Here is a 15,359-nt window from a genome sequence, read left to right as displayed (position 1 = left end):
AGGATTTCTCCCCATATAAGACATATATTCTGGATTATCATAAAGCCCATAACCCCAATTTCAAAAATATTCATAGAGCAGAAATTCGGCTAGAATCGGAAGAACTAAAAAGGTATGAGAAGAAACATAAAAAACCTATTACCCTATTTGATTTACTAGACAAAAAGTTCCTTTATGCTATGTTCTGTGAATACGTGGATAGAATAATTGTTGTTAGGGATAATAAGAAACGCAAAATTGACCTATACCCAATCCCATGTTTAGAATCATGGGAGGGTAAATTACCACTGCCCCTCCCGGAGGTAGGGTATGATAATCAAATATCGGAAAATAAAGAGGTTAATAATTTTATTTCCAATAATGATTTTGAAAAAGAAATATATGAAAATGATACTATTTATAGTAAACCAATAAGAGTAAATAATCAATTTTATAATAATTCAAGTTATGAGAAAAAACAGAAACTTATCAGAAGCAACCAAACAAAAAATCAGCAACTCATTAAAAGGCTCAAAGAATCCCAATTTTGGCAAACCCCTTTCACCCCGACACAAAGACAAGATTCGTCAATCTATGATAAAGTATTGGGAAACTATTAAATAATTTGGTGTAATTCGGGCAAGTCCAATAAAATATTTTAAGGTTGTGTGTTTTTTGAAGACTTTTTATCGGATTTGATATATTAATAGGTCTGTGATGGAAGTTTATAGAGCCAGACCAAACCCTACTTGACCCAGAGATTTTAGGGTCTGATTTTATAAACCCGAACCGTTGGATAAATTATAGTTTTGTATGAATATAAAAATGTATCAATATAATCTATAAATAGACTTATTGATACATTCCTATTTGTATTGATTTAATTTAAAAGGTTATTTGCTTATAATCACCTTTTGCGATACCGATTTTTTACCAAAAGATATATAAACTATATAAACACCATTTGGTAAGGATGAAAGATTTATTTGATTGGTAGGATTGATGTAGCTTCCGGCACAAACCCCACTTTGATTATAAATTTTCATCATTTCAATTTTATCTTCTGTATTTATATACAAAATGCCACTATGAGAATAAATAGTAATTTCATTTTTTGATTTAATATTATCAACACCTGTTGATATATCTTCTATTTGATAGATAAAAATGGGTAACCCATCCTTAGATGAGGTTGTCTCTGACATTTTCCAGACATTACTGAAATCCCATCCTAAATTAGTTTCAACCCAAGATTGATTTTGAAATACCGAAATAGATAAGTCTAAATCTTGTCCATCTTTACTACTGGAATTTGAGCTACTTATAGCATTTCCATTAACTAATACAGAGGGAGACGCATAACAATTATTACTCATATCCCATGTGCTGATTCTACCAACGTTAGAGGGAACTCCTTTAAGTAGAGATGTTACATTACCAATATTATAGCTATTGCTAATATTGCCCATAGGACTTATACCCCCTGCATAAGATTTGAACTCTGTATAACCAGAAGGATTAAGTGACGATGTTACTTCACCAATATTAAAGCAATTTGAAACGGTTACTGTATAAGACCCACTACTCCCTGCAATCCCACCAACATAAACAGAAGAAGTATTGTTTATACTTGACAAAGATACATTGCCCGTATTATAACAATTAGCGATAATTGCACTTGAACCACAACCTGAAATGCCTCCGGCATAAGACCCACCAGAAGTTATATTCCCAATATTATAGCAGTTAGATATATTGCATGAGCCTCCATAACCACATATACCACCGGCATCGCTTGCTGTACTTGAAATAGTAGCTTCATTATAACAATTCATTATTGTACATAAGTTAGCCCATCCACAAATACCTCCAGTACTTTTGCTCGAAGTCACATTGCCTGTTATTCCTAAATTCTCAATAGTTGCATTAACAGCATTACCAAATAGACCTGCGTTTGTAGATGTGTTTATATTCAAATCAATAGCATACCCATTACCGTTAAATACACCAGAAAAATTGGCAGAAGTGCCGATAACCGTTGTTATTCCGTACAAATCTTGTGTCAAAGAAAAGTACTTCCCAGCATACATATTTCCACTACCATTATTTACGGTTTGGGCTAATGTTTCTAAATCTGTTTTAGATGAAATGAGGTAAGGGTCTGTTTCTGTACCTGTGCCACCGCTGTAAGTTTGTGAATAAATGGTGCTACTCATAAAAATAACTAGTAACACAAGAAGTAATTTTGTTTTCATAAAATAGTTATTGCACTCACCAATTCCCCAAATGAGCAGTAATAAAAAAAGAAAGAGGCATAGGAACCGTAAATCTACCCAACCTCGACGCTCTGGTATGCGCATGCAGCAGATAGACAACAGTTCCATGCCTCTATATAAGACATGGAACACTTTGCCTATTATTCCGCTGCAAGTTGAAATTTACCAGATTTCGAGTATTGGAATAATATCTAAATGTCTCTAATTTACTAATATGTTGAGCAGGAATAACACCTTATTCACATGCTCACTACAAAAATAGATATATTTTATTTATATCAACTATTTAGATTTGGATTTTGTTAGTAGAACACTTTTCCGAATCCTACATTTTCTATTTTCATATATCGGATTAGATATTTCATCAAAGTTATAATTATACAGACTTGATGCCTGTATTCCAATCACAGACTTATCGAAGTGTTCAAAAATAGCAGATATAGAACCAAAGTAATAATCACTTTGAGTTATATCATTCTCTGGTGTATCAAAGAGGTGTACATGATATACTGTTATTGGTTTCTTTTCTTTCTTATCATTCATAATAGATATAAGTTTGTACCATTATTTACAATTCTCTCATAAAATTACATATTAATATTTGATATAACAGTTATTTCAAATATTTTTAACATTGCATTGTTTGATATATCATATATAACAACTATATTTGTATTGTAATAATAATTGGTGGGGATGCCGAAACCCTGTTCTCCTGAAAACTGGTAAATCTCAAATGCAGCAACAGGATGAAGCACCCCACCTCTTTTAACAAAACAATGTGATGAAGAAAGTAGCAGTAGCTTTGTATGTAAGGGTAAGTAGTACAAATGGAACACAAGACTATCAACGCCAGATAAACGATTTAACAGCCTACGCAAACCAAAACAACTATGAAGTAGTAAAAGTGTTTGCTGAAAAGGTTTCAGGGGCAAAGAAAAATACAGATAGACCAGAACTGTTGAAAATGATTGATTTTATTAATTCTAGCAAAATAGAAAAAGTATTAGTAACAGAACTCAGTAGGTTAGGTAGAGATACTCTTCAAACATTACAGACCATTGAACTACTTAACCAAAACAAGATTTCCTTACATATCCAGAACTATAATATAGAAACATTATCACCAAATGGTGATATTAATCCTATGTCACAGTTCCTTATCACTATTTTGGCAGAAGTAGCCAGAATGGAACGCAAGACCATTCGAGAAAGGGTCGAATCCGGCTACAAAAATCACCTTGCCAATGGTGGTTCAGTCGGTCGTAAAGTTGGTTACAGAAAAGATGCTGAAACTATGAAAGTTCAGTATTCAGAGGATATAAAACTATTGAAAAAGGGTTACTCTCTCAGGAACATTCAAAAGATTACAGGGACAAGTCTAAATACATTGCAAAAGGTTAAACAACTAATCTGAGAAGAAGGGGTATCCATCCCCCTCTGACTTACGTATCCGCCCTTTTGGTACAAAAATATAAACTGCGCCTTAAACAGAGGTATGGTTGTGTTCACATTATAAGCCCTAAAAAAATTCCCAAAAAATTTGGATAATAAAATAAAAATAAGTAGTTGTTAATTATTGTATAATTTCGTTTTGAATTGTAAATTAAAATTTATATATTTGTATTATAGCGTTTAAATAGAAGGATTTATGATTTAATCAAAAACTTAAATTCTCTCACCAATTTAATAGCAATGATAGTATTGTTTGGTGGGATGACCCTTTATATACTTTAATCTGGTTTGCAATGAACACAGGGTCTTGCAGGAAGGGGAAAGATAAAGAACAACGAGAACTATCCTCTCGGAAATAGACCGCCCATGTGCGGAACCAATACACTTTAAAAATGTTTTGTGATGAGAAAATTAAACAATATGAGCAAATATTCAAAAACAATGATGTAGTATTTGAGAACAAGGAAGAACTAAAATCTGTTCTTAACCAAATATATATATATGCTAATATTATATACGAACAATTTAAAATAAATAACAAATAAAATAGAATAATGGAGAATAATAATATAATAGAAAGATTGAGAATATTAATTCAACAGTATGAAAAAGAAAGATTTAGAGAAAGAGTAAGAAACGGCATAAAAACAAGTAAAACGAACTATGAAGAAAGAAAAGAAAAATAGAACCAAAATTGAAGATGGCTTATTTGCTTATACATATGCAAGGGTATCAACAAAGAAACAGCTTGACAATAATTGCAGTATAGAAACACAAATGAAATATATCCTTGACTATGCTACAAGGAATAATATTGAGATAGTACATTCTTATGGATTAACTTTTGAATCGGCTAAAACTGATGACAGGAAAGAGTTTAGCAAAATGATTTCCGATGCAAGACGGAATAAAAAGATTAATACAATATTAGTCTTTGACTTAGACCGATTTTCAAGAAGTGGTGGTGGTGCAATCGTATTGAAAGACGAACTTTTAGAGGAAGGTATCTATCTCCATTCGGTAACACAACCAATAGATACTTCAACTGATTCCGGCATACTCATGCAAGATATACACTTTATCATGGGGAAGTATGACAATATGCAACGTAAAAAGAAGTGCCTGACAGGAATAAAGAACAAATTAGAAAAAGGTATATGTATTTTTCCATCTCTAGCAAGGGGATATACAAAAATAAAAGAAACTACCAATGGTAAGGAAATTACCAAAATCATAATAAATAAAGAGGGTGAAGCTATCAGAAAAGCTTTTGAATGGAAAGCCTATGACAATTTAGCAAATAGTGAGATATTGTTTAAATTAAGGAGTGAAGAAGGACTAAATCTAACCAAACAAGAATTATCTAAAATTTTTAGAAATCCGTTTTACAAAGGGTATATCAAACATAAAATGTTAGGAGATAAATTGGTAAAAGCGACAAACTTTGAACCCCTTGTATCAGAAGAACTATTTGATTTAGCAAACGGTATAGTCACTTCAAAAAAATATGCTTACAAACATGAAAGAATCAATGATAAATACCCATTAAAAAGACATATTTTTTGTGCTGAATGTGGTGAGCCGTTAACAGCATATACTGCAAAGGGACGTTTTGTGTATTATAAATGTAATACTATTGGATGCTGTAAAAACTATTCGGGTGAAATGATACACAACCAATATTCTAATATGTTACGTTCATACTGCATTCCTAATGAGTTTAAACCTGTTCTTTCATGCATGATGAAGGATTTGTTTAATGATTGGAATAAACTTGCTATAAACCAACAGAAACAGTTTAAAACAAGAATTACAGAGATTGAGAATAAAGTACAAACAGCCAAAGTTAAGTTTGGTTGTGGCGAAATAGAAAAAGATATATATGATGCAGTATATAACGAATTTGCACCACAGTTGAACGATTTAAAGCAAAAACTTGAAATTGCTGAAATAAATTTATCGAACTACGAGCCATATGTAGATTACGCACTGAAAATGTCCTGTAAATTAGATAGTTTATGGAAAGAATTTGATATTGTAAAGAAAGAAAAATTGCAGAATTTAGTGTTTCCTGAGGGTGTTTTCTATGACCAAAAAATTGAAGGTTATCGAACTCCAAAGCACAATTCATTCCTTCATCTAATTAACACAGAAATAGCAAATTACAGTAACAAAAAAAGAGACAAAATGGAAAAATCACCAAATTGTCTCTTTAAGTGCGGATGAAGGGACTCGAACCCCCACGCCGTGAAGCACCAGATCCTAAGTCTGGCGTGGCTACCAATTACACCACATCCGCAGTCATTGTGTTAGCGGGTACAAAGATAATAATAGTTATGAAAAGAAAAAGATAAATTTGGTGTTTTTTTATCTAAAACTTCATTTTTTATCTTTTTTAGACTTGTTTTTCTTAAAAAAGCTGAGTAACCCTCTGAGCGTTTTCGCTTCTTTCGTATAACTAACACCTACGCCTTGAGTCATTTCCGCCTGACCTTGTTTGTAATATTGGTCATTTGTGTGATTGTAGGCTTTTATACTCCAATTCTGAGTTAACGCATACTCAACGTCAAAATCGCCAATAAAAGGATTGTCCGACACATTCGATTGCTGTGAACGATAGCCAAGATTTGTGTTGAACTTGAGTTTATCATCCAAGAAGTTACGTGATACATTTACCCGAACATCCACATCGTTAAAATTGCTGTCGCTCGTCGAAATATTAGTACCTATGTGCCATTTATTACCCAATATATTGCCGAATATTGCATTCAATGTCTTCGAGGCCAGACCCGACGCTAGGCTTGTAACCAAACCATCAGCTATGTCTGCATTACTGCCCGATGAAGAATAGAACGAACCGAATCCCACCAGGTAAGCAAATTGTATGATTTGTTGCTCCTCCGTACTCATTACACTTTCGGCCCGGCGCTTCACATCGTCGGGAACGTCCGGCAAACCGACAGAATAGGAGAGATCCATCTTATTCATATTGCCGCTTATTTTCAATATACAATCCGCATTCACCTTAGTGGAAGACATTGTCGAGGCAAAGGAAGCATCAAGAGTTTTCAGATCAACATCCCTCACCCGTTTGAATGCAGTAATATTAAATTCGGTTTGCAGCGGATCTCCTTTAAAAATCAGCTTACTTCCCTCCTGAACTTGAAAATCAAGAGTCTTCAACAATTGTGGAATCTTATATTTGACTAAACCATCCTTCAAAACATACTCTCCTAATGTGCTCATCCTGTCGGCCTGCAGATCATAACTAAAATCGATATGTCCATTACCCGTCACCTGCATCTCATCGCCCGTCAACGGGTCGATAACAACCCGAAGGTTTATACGAGGATCAATAGCCAGTCCAACCGAAATATTCAATGGCAGAGGTACTTCTTTCGGTTTCGACACTTTTGCCGAATCGGGAGTATTAATATAGACTATCGATTCGTATTCCGAAGCAGTAGAAGATTGAGGTAGAAGAACACTTATATTTGAGTTACGACTATTCGTTACCTTCATGTCTATATTTATCTTATCATCATTACCTATAATATTAACATCTCCGCTGGCAAATACCTTCCCATAGAACATACTATCCGTGCGGCTCTCAGTATTTAATACCATCAAATTGTAGAGATGCATATCAAGTTTATATTGCATATTCTCGAAATTCTTGTGTGTGAGGGTGGCACTTGCCAGTCCGTAGTTGCCCAGATCGTCACGAAGAATTAAATAGTCGAACCCGATTCTGTCTGGTGAAACCTGAATTGTATCTGTTATGTGATAAGCCACATTTGTATAATCTATACCGAATGTAGCATCGTTCAAACCCAACCATCCGTTCGTTATCGGAGCTTTGGTAGAACCTTTCACGTTCAGTCCTGCACTAACGCTTCCCGACAGGCGGTTGAGCGTTGCAGACAGGAATGGCTGCAACCAAGCCAGAGAAAATTGGTCGATATTTACATCCAAGTCTAAATTTTCAGTACTTGTATTCACAGAGCCCTTTATCGTTGTATTTGTTCCTTTTGCCGAATTGACCAAACCTAAGTCCAGATCAACCGTATTTCTCAGATTGCTCCATTCACTATTCACACTCAATGTACCCAGAGTATCATTGAAAACAATAATATCGGAAACGGAAAAATCTTTGGTTGTCATAGCCATATCACCCGTTACGGCATTCAGAAGGACACTACCGTCAATAACTGCATTCACATTTTTCACATCAAAGGCTTCGAGGAATGAACCGACTTCCGCTTTGTCAAAAAATATGTTGAGAGTCTCATCTTTCTCATCGGAAATTACCCCGTCGACTCCGAAAAAACGCCGGTCTTTCAGTGATAGGCCAAAATCTCGAATATCTATTCTTTCATTTTCCTGTTTAATTGTTGCCGGCAAAACGGCAAATTCCAACTTCCCTATATTTAATTTGGTGGGTAACAACCTTATATTCGAAATCAAAGCATTTCGTGCATCTTGCTCAAAATACGCTAGAGCATTTATCTGCCCGGTCAGAGGAGTATCCATTCCTCCGTTCTTCACCGTGAGCAAGACATCAAGAGTATCCGAACTTGCGTCAATCTTCAGGTTCCCGTCAAAATACGACTGATCCATCATATAGCGGGTATCTGCTTCCAGCTTCAACAACGAATCTCCCCGAAGCTCCACATTCGTAGACTTGAAATCCATATCTCCGTATGTAAAATGGGGCGCATTAACATTCACAAGCAATGTATTGTTTGTGGCATTCACAGAAGTATGAAACTGCAAAGGGTCGTTCAGTACAAGTGGCAGGTCAAATATATTTGCCAGCGTTTGTGTATTGTCAATGAAAGCATCTATCCTGAAATTATTTGTCTTCGCTTTCTTTTTCTTTGGCAATGAAAACATCTTCGGCAAGAAAGGGTGCATTATTTCCGAAAAATCATCGTAAACATTCACAAAGTTATATTCTCCCGACAAGTTGGCGTCGCACAAGCTCGAACGCAAGGCGACATACCGCCCCCGATTGTTTGTTCCCGCCTGCAAGGTTATTGTTCCGGGTTCGAAATCGAAACCTGTGTCAACGAATTTTAAACTATCCAAAACAATGTCGCCCAGCAGTGTATTTATATCCTGCCCTTGCAAATTTCCTGTCAGATTGAACGATATCAACGGATCGTCCCAATTTTCAGCCTTATAAAATTCACTCACACGGAAGTTTTTCACCACCAGATCGGCAATGTATTTTGTTTCTTTGCCATCTATCATTTCAAAGTCGCCCTTTACATACCCAATTGGCAAGTCGGCATCTATCCAGCCACCCATTTTATATGCGGAATAATATGCCGTAAAAGGCACTTTCCTGAACATTTCGTCCTTATATTCGAGCGAATTAACCAAACCTTTAGCCTGCACACTCAGGGATTGTTTTGCCGACTGTTTCGCCTGAACAGAGATATCTAACGAAATACGCCCCAAGCCTAACGAATCGCCAACAAAAGGCCTTAGGTTAAAATTTTGAGTATGAAGAATGGCATCTGCGCTGAAATTCTGAAAAGTTGTGTCCGTGCTTCCCGTTCCGGACAGCACAAGGCTTCCTTGTTTGGTTGAGGCTTCGAGATTCAATTTCAAAGCATTTAAATAACCTCCTGCGCCTCCGTTTATTTTGATATCGCCCAACAAAGCCAATGGTTCGGGCATAATCATCGTAGAATCGCCGACTTTCATAAAGTCCGGCAAATCTTTCTGTGCCACATACAATTTGTCGATAGACAGATTTAAGTACGTGGAATCTATTTTGCTGTAATTTGTAATTTCTGCTTTAGCCTTTAAAGAAGTTGTTTCGCCATAATTCAATGTCAGATTTTCCATTTTCACTTCGGGCAATTTCCCGCTGACAGACGCATCCATAGCCAAAGGCTGCCTGAGAAAACGAAGTTCAGACATGAACATAGTCAAATCTTTAGGCTCGATGTTTACACCTGCCGTTTTCAATGAAAACTCACTCGTTTCAAGGTTATAGCTTGCCGACTCTATCTTCAACTCAGACCGGGGCAATTGCAACAACAAACCTTTAGTGTAGAAGTTATCTCCTTCCGAAAAAACATTTCCGGCAAGTTGATTCACCTTTAAACCCGATTTTTCGTTGAATGACAATGACTTGATTTCTCCTTCAAAATTTTTCATGTCCAGAGAGGGCAGTCTCAGATCGGCATTCAGGTTGGAAATGTGAATGTGCGAGGCATTAAACAAGCCTAATGTATCCGGCTCCGACAGGATATCGTACCTCAGGCGGGCGTTTTTTATCCTGATGTCCTGAATATTTATCTTTAACGAAGATGATGTAGTATCCGTTTCCGTAGAATCGCCGGCGAAAGCATCAATGAAGAACTGAAAATTGAACGGGGCGTCAGGTGTTTTTTGCGAAACGTTGATGGCTGCATTGCTTAATGATATTGAATTTATCATCAATGTATTGCTTTTCAGCAGTTCCCACAAACTTAGTTTAACATCCAGTTCTTCGGCAAAAAGCAACGTGTCTCTCAACTGGTCTTCGATGTATATGTCTTTCAGACTGACATTGTTGAACAAAGAAAGACGGACTTCGCCGATAGACATTTCAGTTTTAACTATTGGCTTCAACTGATTAATAGCAAAATCAACAGCCTTCTGTTGTATCCACGGAATAGATAACAAGATATACAGCAATACATTAAGTCCAACGAAACCTAATATAATTGCCAATAAGACCCGGAGAATTTTTCGGAAGATATTTTTCTTTTTTACCTTTTCATCCGTTTCCTTTCCAAAACCTTTTTTATCTTTTTCTTCATCCATACAACAATTCCGGTTGCGCGAGCAAGCCGGTTACTACTTCAGTGCCTTAGTCCATTCTTCTTCATTAAAACCAATCAGAATGTTATTTTCTGAGACTACGACAGGACGTTTTACCAACATCCCATCGGTAGCCAATAATGTTAACAAACTATCGTCGTCAGATGTTTGCACCAAATCTTTAATATTGTTCTCTTTATATACTCGCCCTGAGGTGTTGAAGAACTTTTTTATGGGTAACCCGCTACGTTTCAGCCAGTCGCTCAGTTCTTCCTTTGTCGGATTATTTTCAACAATATTTCGGCTTTCCACCTCAATGTCGTTTTCTCTCAGCCATTTCGCAGCCTTTTGGCATGTTCCGCATTTTGGGTAGTGGACAAATAAAATTTTGCTCATACAATATACGAGTAACAGGTTTTTAAGTTCTAAGTTTTAAGTTTTAAGTCTTAAGTTCTAAGTCTTAAGTATTGATGCCCAGGATTAATAACTTTCGTTCTGATTGGGGAAATCCTGAGACTTCACATCTTCTATATACCCTCGCACGGCATTGGTTATGGCTGTATGCAAGTCGGCATAGCGACGTAAGAATTTAGGCGAAAAATCTTTATTTATCCCCAACATGTCGTGCATTACCAAGACTTGTCCGTCAACGCCTCCTCCGGCTCCGATCCCTATAATCGGTATTGTCAACTCTTTGGATATTTTTTCGGCTAATTTTGCAGGAATTTTCTCCAAAACTATCCCAAAACATCCTATTTCCTGCAATAAATGGCAATCTTTTATCAGTTTTTCGGCTTCTTTTTCATCTTTTGCCCTGACATTGTATGTGCCATATTTATTTATCGATTGAGGCATCAAACCCAAGTGTCCTATAACGGGTATTCCTGCGTCGATGATTTTCTTTACATCTTCTTTTATTTCTTCTCCACCTTCTATTTTAAGGGCGTCTGCACCTGTTTCTTTCATTATTCTGATTGCTGCTTCGAGCGATTTCAGCGGATCTCCCGAGCACGATCCGAATGGCATATCCACAACCACCAGTGCCCGCTTCACTCCGTTCACAACCGATCGTCCATGATAGATCATCTGGTCTATGGTCATTGGCAGGGTTGTGATATTTCCTACCATTACGTTCGATGCCGAATCGCCAACCAGAATGGCATCCATGCCTGCCTGATCTATAATGCTTGCCATTGAATAATCGTATGCAGTCAGCATAGTTATTTTCTCGCCTCTTTGTTTCATTTCCAGAAAACGATGTGTTGTCACCTTTCTGTTATCTTCTGTGTATGTAGACATAATTAGTTAGTTAAATTTATATTCGGTTATTAATAAAATTCATCCGGATTTTTACAAAATTACAATTGTTTCGAGATTTTGTCATGTTGATCGCAGTCAAACATCTGTTAAAACAGACCCTTCAATACTCTCAGGATGACAAACAACACAACAGTCTAAACGACCTCTGCAACAAAAGTAGGTTTGCTACCTTATTTCAGACAAAGTTAAATATAAAAAACAAGAAAGCCGTTCACTTCATGCGTAAACGGCTTCTTGCAATTGTTTTATTAATTATTTTTTTAGAATCTATAACCGAAAGTAAGCAGACCCGTGAATTGACTATATTTCAATTCGCCTTTGCCCGATCCGTAAAATGAATAAAGGTCGTCTTTCTGAGTCTTGTAGACGAAAGCTATATCCGTGTAGAAATTCGGAGAAAACCGATAACCCATTCCATAAGAGAAAGAGTTCATGTCTCCGTCAATACTATAGTTTGGAGTCGAATTAGCTGTTTCTATCTGAAATGAAGACTCTTTGGCATGTTTCTTATACGGGCTCTGAACCCACGAGTAACCTAAACGTGCCGAGAACTGTGGCGTAAAGCGGAATTCGGCACCTGCCCTTATTGTAGACGATGTTCTGAAATCTTCCGAAATATAGCTATTTGTATAGCCATCGTTCAATGCCCAGCCATTGTCGTCTTTCAACGACATATTGCCGTAGTTGGTCAACTCATAGTCAAGGCTCAATATAGCATTATTGCCAATAACACCAGCCAAACTGAACACCCACTTATCCGGAGTTCTGAATTGGTAATCGGTGCGCACATATTTGTCCCTATTATATTCAAATGTGCTGATATAACCCGCCTCATAATTTGGTCGGGATGCTATTTCTGTTACATCATGATCTAATGTAGCTCCATAATAATCGGTCATGTCGTACCATGTGGGCGAATGGTATGCTACACCAATACGAAGTTCACGAACGGGTTTGAAGATCAATCCGGCCTTAACCTGATAGCCTGTACCATCTGTTTCCAAGTTGTTTGTTAATTCGTATCCGTTATCATACTCCTTCCCGTCATTTGAGTTTTGAAATATCCCAAACGATTCATCATAGCTGCTATACATTCTATACGATATATCCGTAAGTCCCACAGAAACACCAATGCTTAGCATATTCGAAATGGTTGTACCCATATTGAAGTCGTAACTGTATATACTTCCTTTTTCATGCACAAACAAAGCATTGTTTACTTTCAAATTTCTATATTCTGCTAAAGACTCCCAAGTTCCATCATCTAGATAATCCATTAATCCTCCGTCAGCGCCCATGGTTTCGAGCCATACTCCGGGAGCATCCAAACCTAAATTACCATCTTTCAATCCTCTTCCATTTGCCTGGTTTGCCATATAATCGGTAAGAGATATATTCTGTTCACGACCATTCATCTTATATTTCCGGTCGAACGATTTTATCCTGTTCACGGCAAATCCGAAATTCAGGTATGGAACATCCCCGCTGTTAAGGGGAAGCGCACCCACGTACGAAATGTTATCAAAACTAAATTTAAACTTACTATGATCTATCTTTCCGGCATTCAGTTCTGTTTCAAATTTATTATTCGAAAAGTTCATGGTGGTGACTATCTCCGATTTTGTATAAACACCTATACCCGCCGGATTTATCGCAACCCCTGTGGGGTCGCCGCCCAATGCGCCAAATGCACCTCCCATACCCATCGCCCGGGCTGTTCCGGTTTGTTCACTCTTAGCCAGTTTGATAGCGTCAAACTCTCCTTGAGCAAGAGCATAAGTCATTGTACTCAAAGCTATTACCGAAATAAAAAATCGTTTCATATACTATTGTTTTGATTATCTTTTTCTAAAAAGCTGAATTAGAGAGGTCTAACCCAGCTTTTTCTATTTAGTTTATTTCTTGGCTTTTATCTACGGCCACCGCTTCTGCTGGAACCGCCTCCGCCACCAGACGAACGGCTGCTTCCACCACCACCGCCGCTATATGATCCTCCGCTTGAGCGGCTTGATGAGCCACTGCTGTAAGATCCACTTGAACGGCTGCTTCCGGATGAAGAAGAACGGCTGCTGTTATATGATCCACTTGACGACCCGTTTGAACGACTTGATGAACCACTGTTGTATGTACCGCTCGAACGGCTCGATGATGAGCTTTCACTTCTTTGATATGTTGTTCCACTACTATTTCTTGAACTTGAAGAAGACGAACGTGTTCCTACATTGCTGCCGCTTGACGAACGTCCTGACGATGAAGAAGAACTACTGTCGTAAGCCGGACGCGTACGAGTTGTATTGCCGGAACTTACCCTTCCGCTCGATGAGTTGCGGGTAGATGATCCGGACGAACTTCTTGTTACGCCGCTGTTTCTTGTTGAGCCTGAAGAAACTCTGCCGCTTCCACGCGTAGAACTATTTCTGCTTGAGCCTGACGATACACGCCCGCTTTCCCTCGACACCGAAGAATTACGTCCGCTGGTTCCGCTCGTGCTTCTTGTGCTGTTTCTTGAAGATGAATACGAGGACGACCTGCCATCGTTGTATCTTGTGCTTCCTCTGCCCGATGAATAGCGAGACGAGCCTCTGCCCGAACTGTTATAAGTGGAGTAATATCCGCCATGATGGTGATGGTGGTGTCCATAGTATCCGCCATAATATCCTCCGTAATACCATGAGTTGTGCCAACCCCAACCCCAACTTGAATAGTAGTATGGACTGTGCCATCCCCAACCTCCATACCAAGGGTTGTACCATGATGTGTAATACCAAGGATCGTACCATGGGTCGTACCAGCCATAATAGCTTGATCCCCAACCCCAACCTAAGTTTACGTTGAACGACCATCCACGGTTGCGGTAGTAGTCTGTGTAAACATCGTCCACGACATAAACATTTACATCATTATCGGAAGATATTGTTACACTGTTCTTCGGGTTATGGAATTTTACAATCCTGTCTGTATATTGGTAATCTTCATATTCTTCTTCGGGAATTGTATCTGAAGCATACACTTCAACATTTCCTCCCCGTCTGTTGTATGCGTCAACATCAACATTCACATTTCCCTGAGTTGTTATTTCAACATCTCCGTTGTCTCTCACTACCATTACTTGCTGTGCAGAACCCGAATTTCGTTGCAGATTCTGAGCCGGTTTCTTGCTCTCTTTCTTAGTTTGAGTTTGTGTCGATGAAGATGAACCTCCGTAGATGTCATCGTCCCAACCTTGCGAAAACCCAAGAAGAGGGAAGAACGCCAATAGTCCTAACAAGACTTTCTTTTGTGTTTTATTCATTGCTTATTCCCTTCCTATCTTTTGGTTAATAAAATTTCTTTGTTTATAATTTCCCATTATTTTGTTAGACCACATATATCGAAAAAGGTTTAATCCGTTTTTGGTGTAAAATATAAAAACCTCCCCAATAAACAAATATACAACCATTTGAATTAATCTATACTATATAGAGATGTTTTAGGGTTTAAAAGTTGCATGTTTTTTGGTTAAAAAAA

At 37.6% G+C, this 15,359-nt stretch carries 9 protein-coding genes and 1 tRNA gene; 3 read left to right on the top strand and 7 right to left on the bottom strand.

Annotated features, from left to right (window positions below; translation table 11 throughout):
- Window positions 1-447: 447 nt before the first annotated feature.
- Window positions 448-603, top strand: coding sequence for an NUMOD3 domain-containing DNA-binding protein (locus D0T56_RS16910; protein ID WP_163320437.1), 156 nt, complete (start codon window positions 448-450; stop codon window positions 601-603).
- A gap of 269 nt (window positions 604-872) precedes the next feature.
- Here D0T56_RS16910 and D0T56_RS12160 read toward each other — a convergent pair whose 3' ends face one another.
- Window positions 873-2,234, bottom strand: a complete 1,362-nt coding sequence (locus D0T56_RS12160) for a T9SS type A sorting domain-containing protein (protein WP_163320436.1) — start codon at window positions 2,232-2,234, stop codon at window positions 873-875.
- An 805-nt stretch (window positions 2,235-3,039) separates the two neighbouring features.
- Between D0T56_RS12160 and D0T56_RS12155 the strand changes: the two genes are divergently transcribed.
- The gene (locus D0T56_RS12155; protein ID WP_163320435.1) at window positions 3,040-3,672 is read left to right on the top strand and encodes a recombinase family protein; all 633 of its coding nucleotides are present in this window, start codon (window positions 3,040-3,042) and stop codon (window positions 3,670-3,672) included.
- Window positions 3,673-4,373: 701 nt separating this feature from the next.
- On the top strand, window positions 4,374-5,936 hold the full coding sequence (locus tag D0T56_RS12150; protein ID WP_163320434.1) for a recombinase family protein: 1,563 nt from the start codon (window positions 4,374-4,376) through the stop codon (window positions 5,934-5,936).
- On the opposite strand, the gene D0T56_RS12145 is transcribed toward D0T56_RS12150, so the two are convergent.
- The 6 genes from D0T56_RS12145 to D0T56_RS12120 all read right to left on the bottom strand — a co-directional run bounded on the left by D0T56_RS12145 (window position 5,928) and on the right by D0T56_RS12120 (window position 15,144).
- Window positions 5,928-6,009 (bottom strand) — tRNA-Leu (locus D0T56_RS12145). The two genes, D0T56_RS12150 and D0T56_RS12145, sit on opposite strands and share 9 nt — an antisense overlap.
- Before the next feature lie 80 nt (window positions 6,010-6,089).
- Window positions 6,090-10,535, bottom strand: coding sequence for a translocation/assembly module TamB domain-containing protein (locus D0T56_RS12140; protein ID WP_163320433.1), 4,446 nt, complete (start codon window positions 10,533-10,535; stop codon window positions 6,090-6,092).
- 33 nt (window positions 10,536-10,568) lie between these two features.
- Window positions 10,569-10,928: an arsenate reductase family protein gene (locus D0T56_RS12135; RefSeq protein WP_163320432.1), complete on the bottom strand. Its 360-nt coding sequence runs from the start codon at window positions 10,926-10,928 to the stop codon at window positions 10,569-10,571.
- An 84-nt stretch (window positions 10,929-11,012) separates the two neighbouring features.
- Window positions 11,013-11,831 (bottom strand): 3-methyl-2-oxobutanoate hydroxymethyltransferase, encoded by an 819-nt coding sequence (panB, locus tag D0T56_RS12130; protein ID WP_163320431.1) that lies wholly within the window; start codon window positions 11,829-11,831, stop codon window positions 11,013-11,015.
- Window positions 11,832-12,112: 281 nt separating this feature from the next.
- Entirely contained in the window at window positions 12,113-13,675 is a 1,563-nt protein-coding gene (locus D0T56_RS12125) for an OmpP1/FadL family transporter (RefSeq protein WP_163320430.1), read from the bottom strand.
- A gap of 86 nt (window positions 13,676-13,761) precedes the next feature.
- Entirely contained in the window at window positions 13,762-15,144 is a 1,383-nt protein-coding gene (locus D0T56_RS12120) for a hypothetical protein (protein WP_163320429.1), read from the bottom strand.
- Window positions 15,145-15,359: the final 215 nt, after the last annotated feature.

Origin of the sequence: Dysgonomonas sp. 520 (genome assembly GCF_010501095.1) — a bacterium.
GTDB lineage: Bacteria > Bacteroidota > Bacteroidia > Bacteroidales > Dysgonomonadaceae > QVMP01.
Note: the sequence above shows the minus strand (reverse complement) of the source record. Positions and strands in the feature narration are given on the sequence as shown.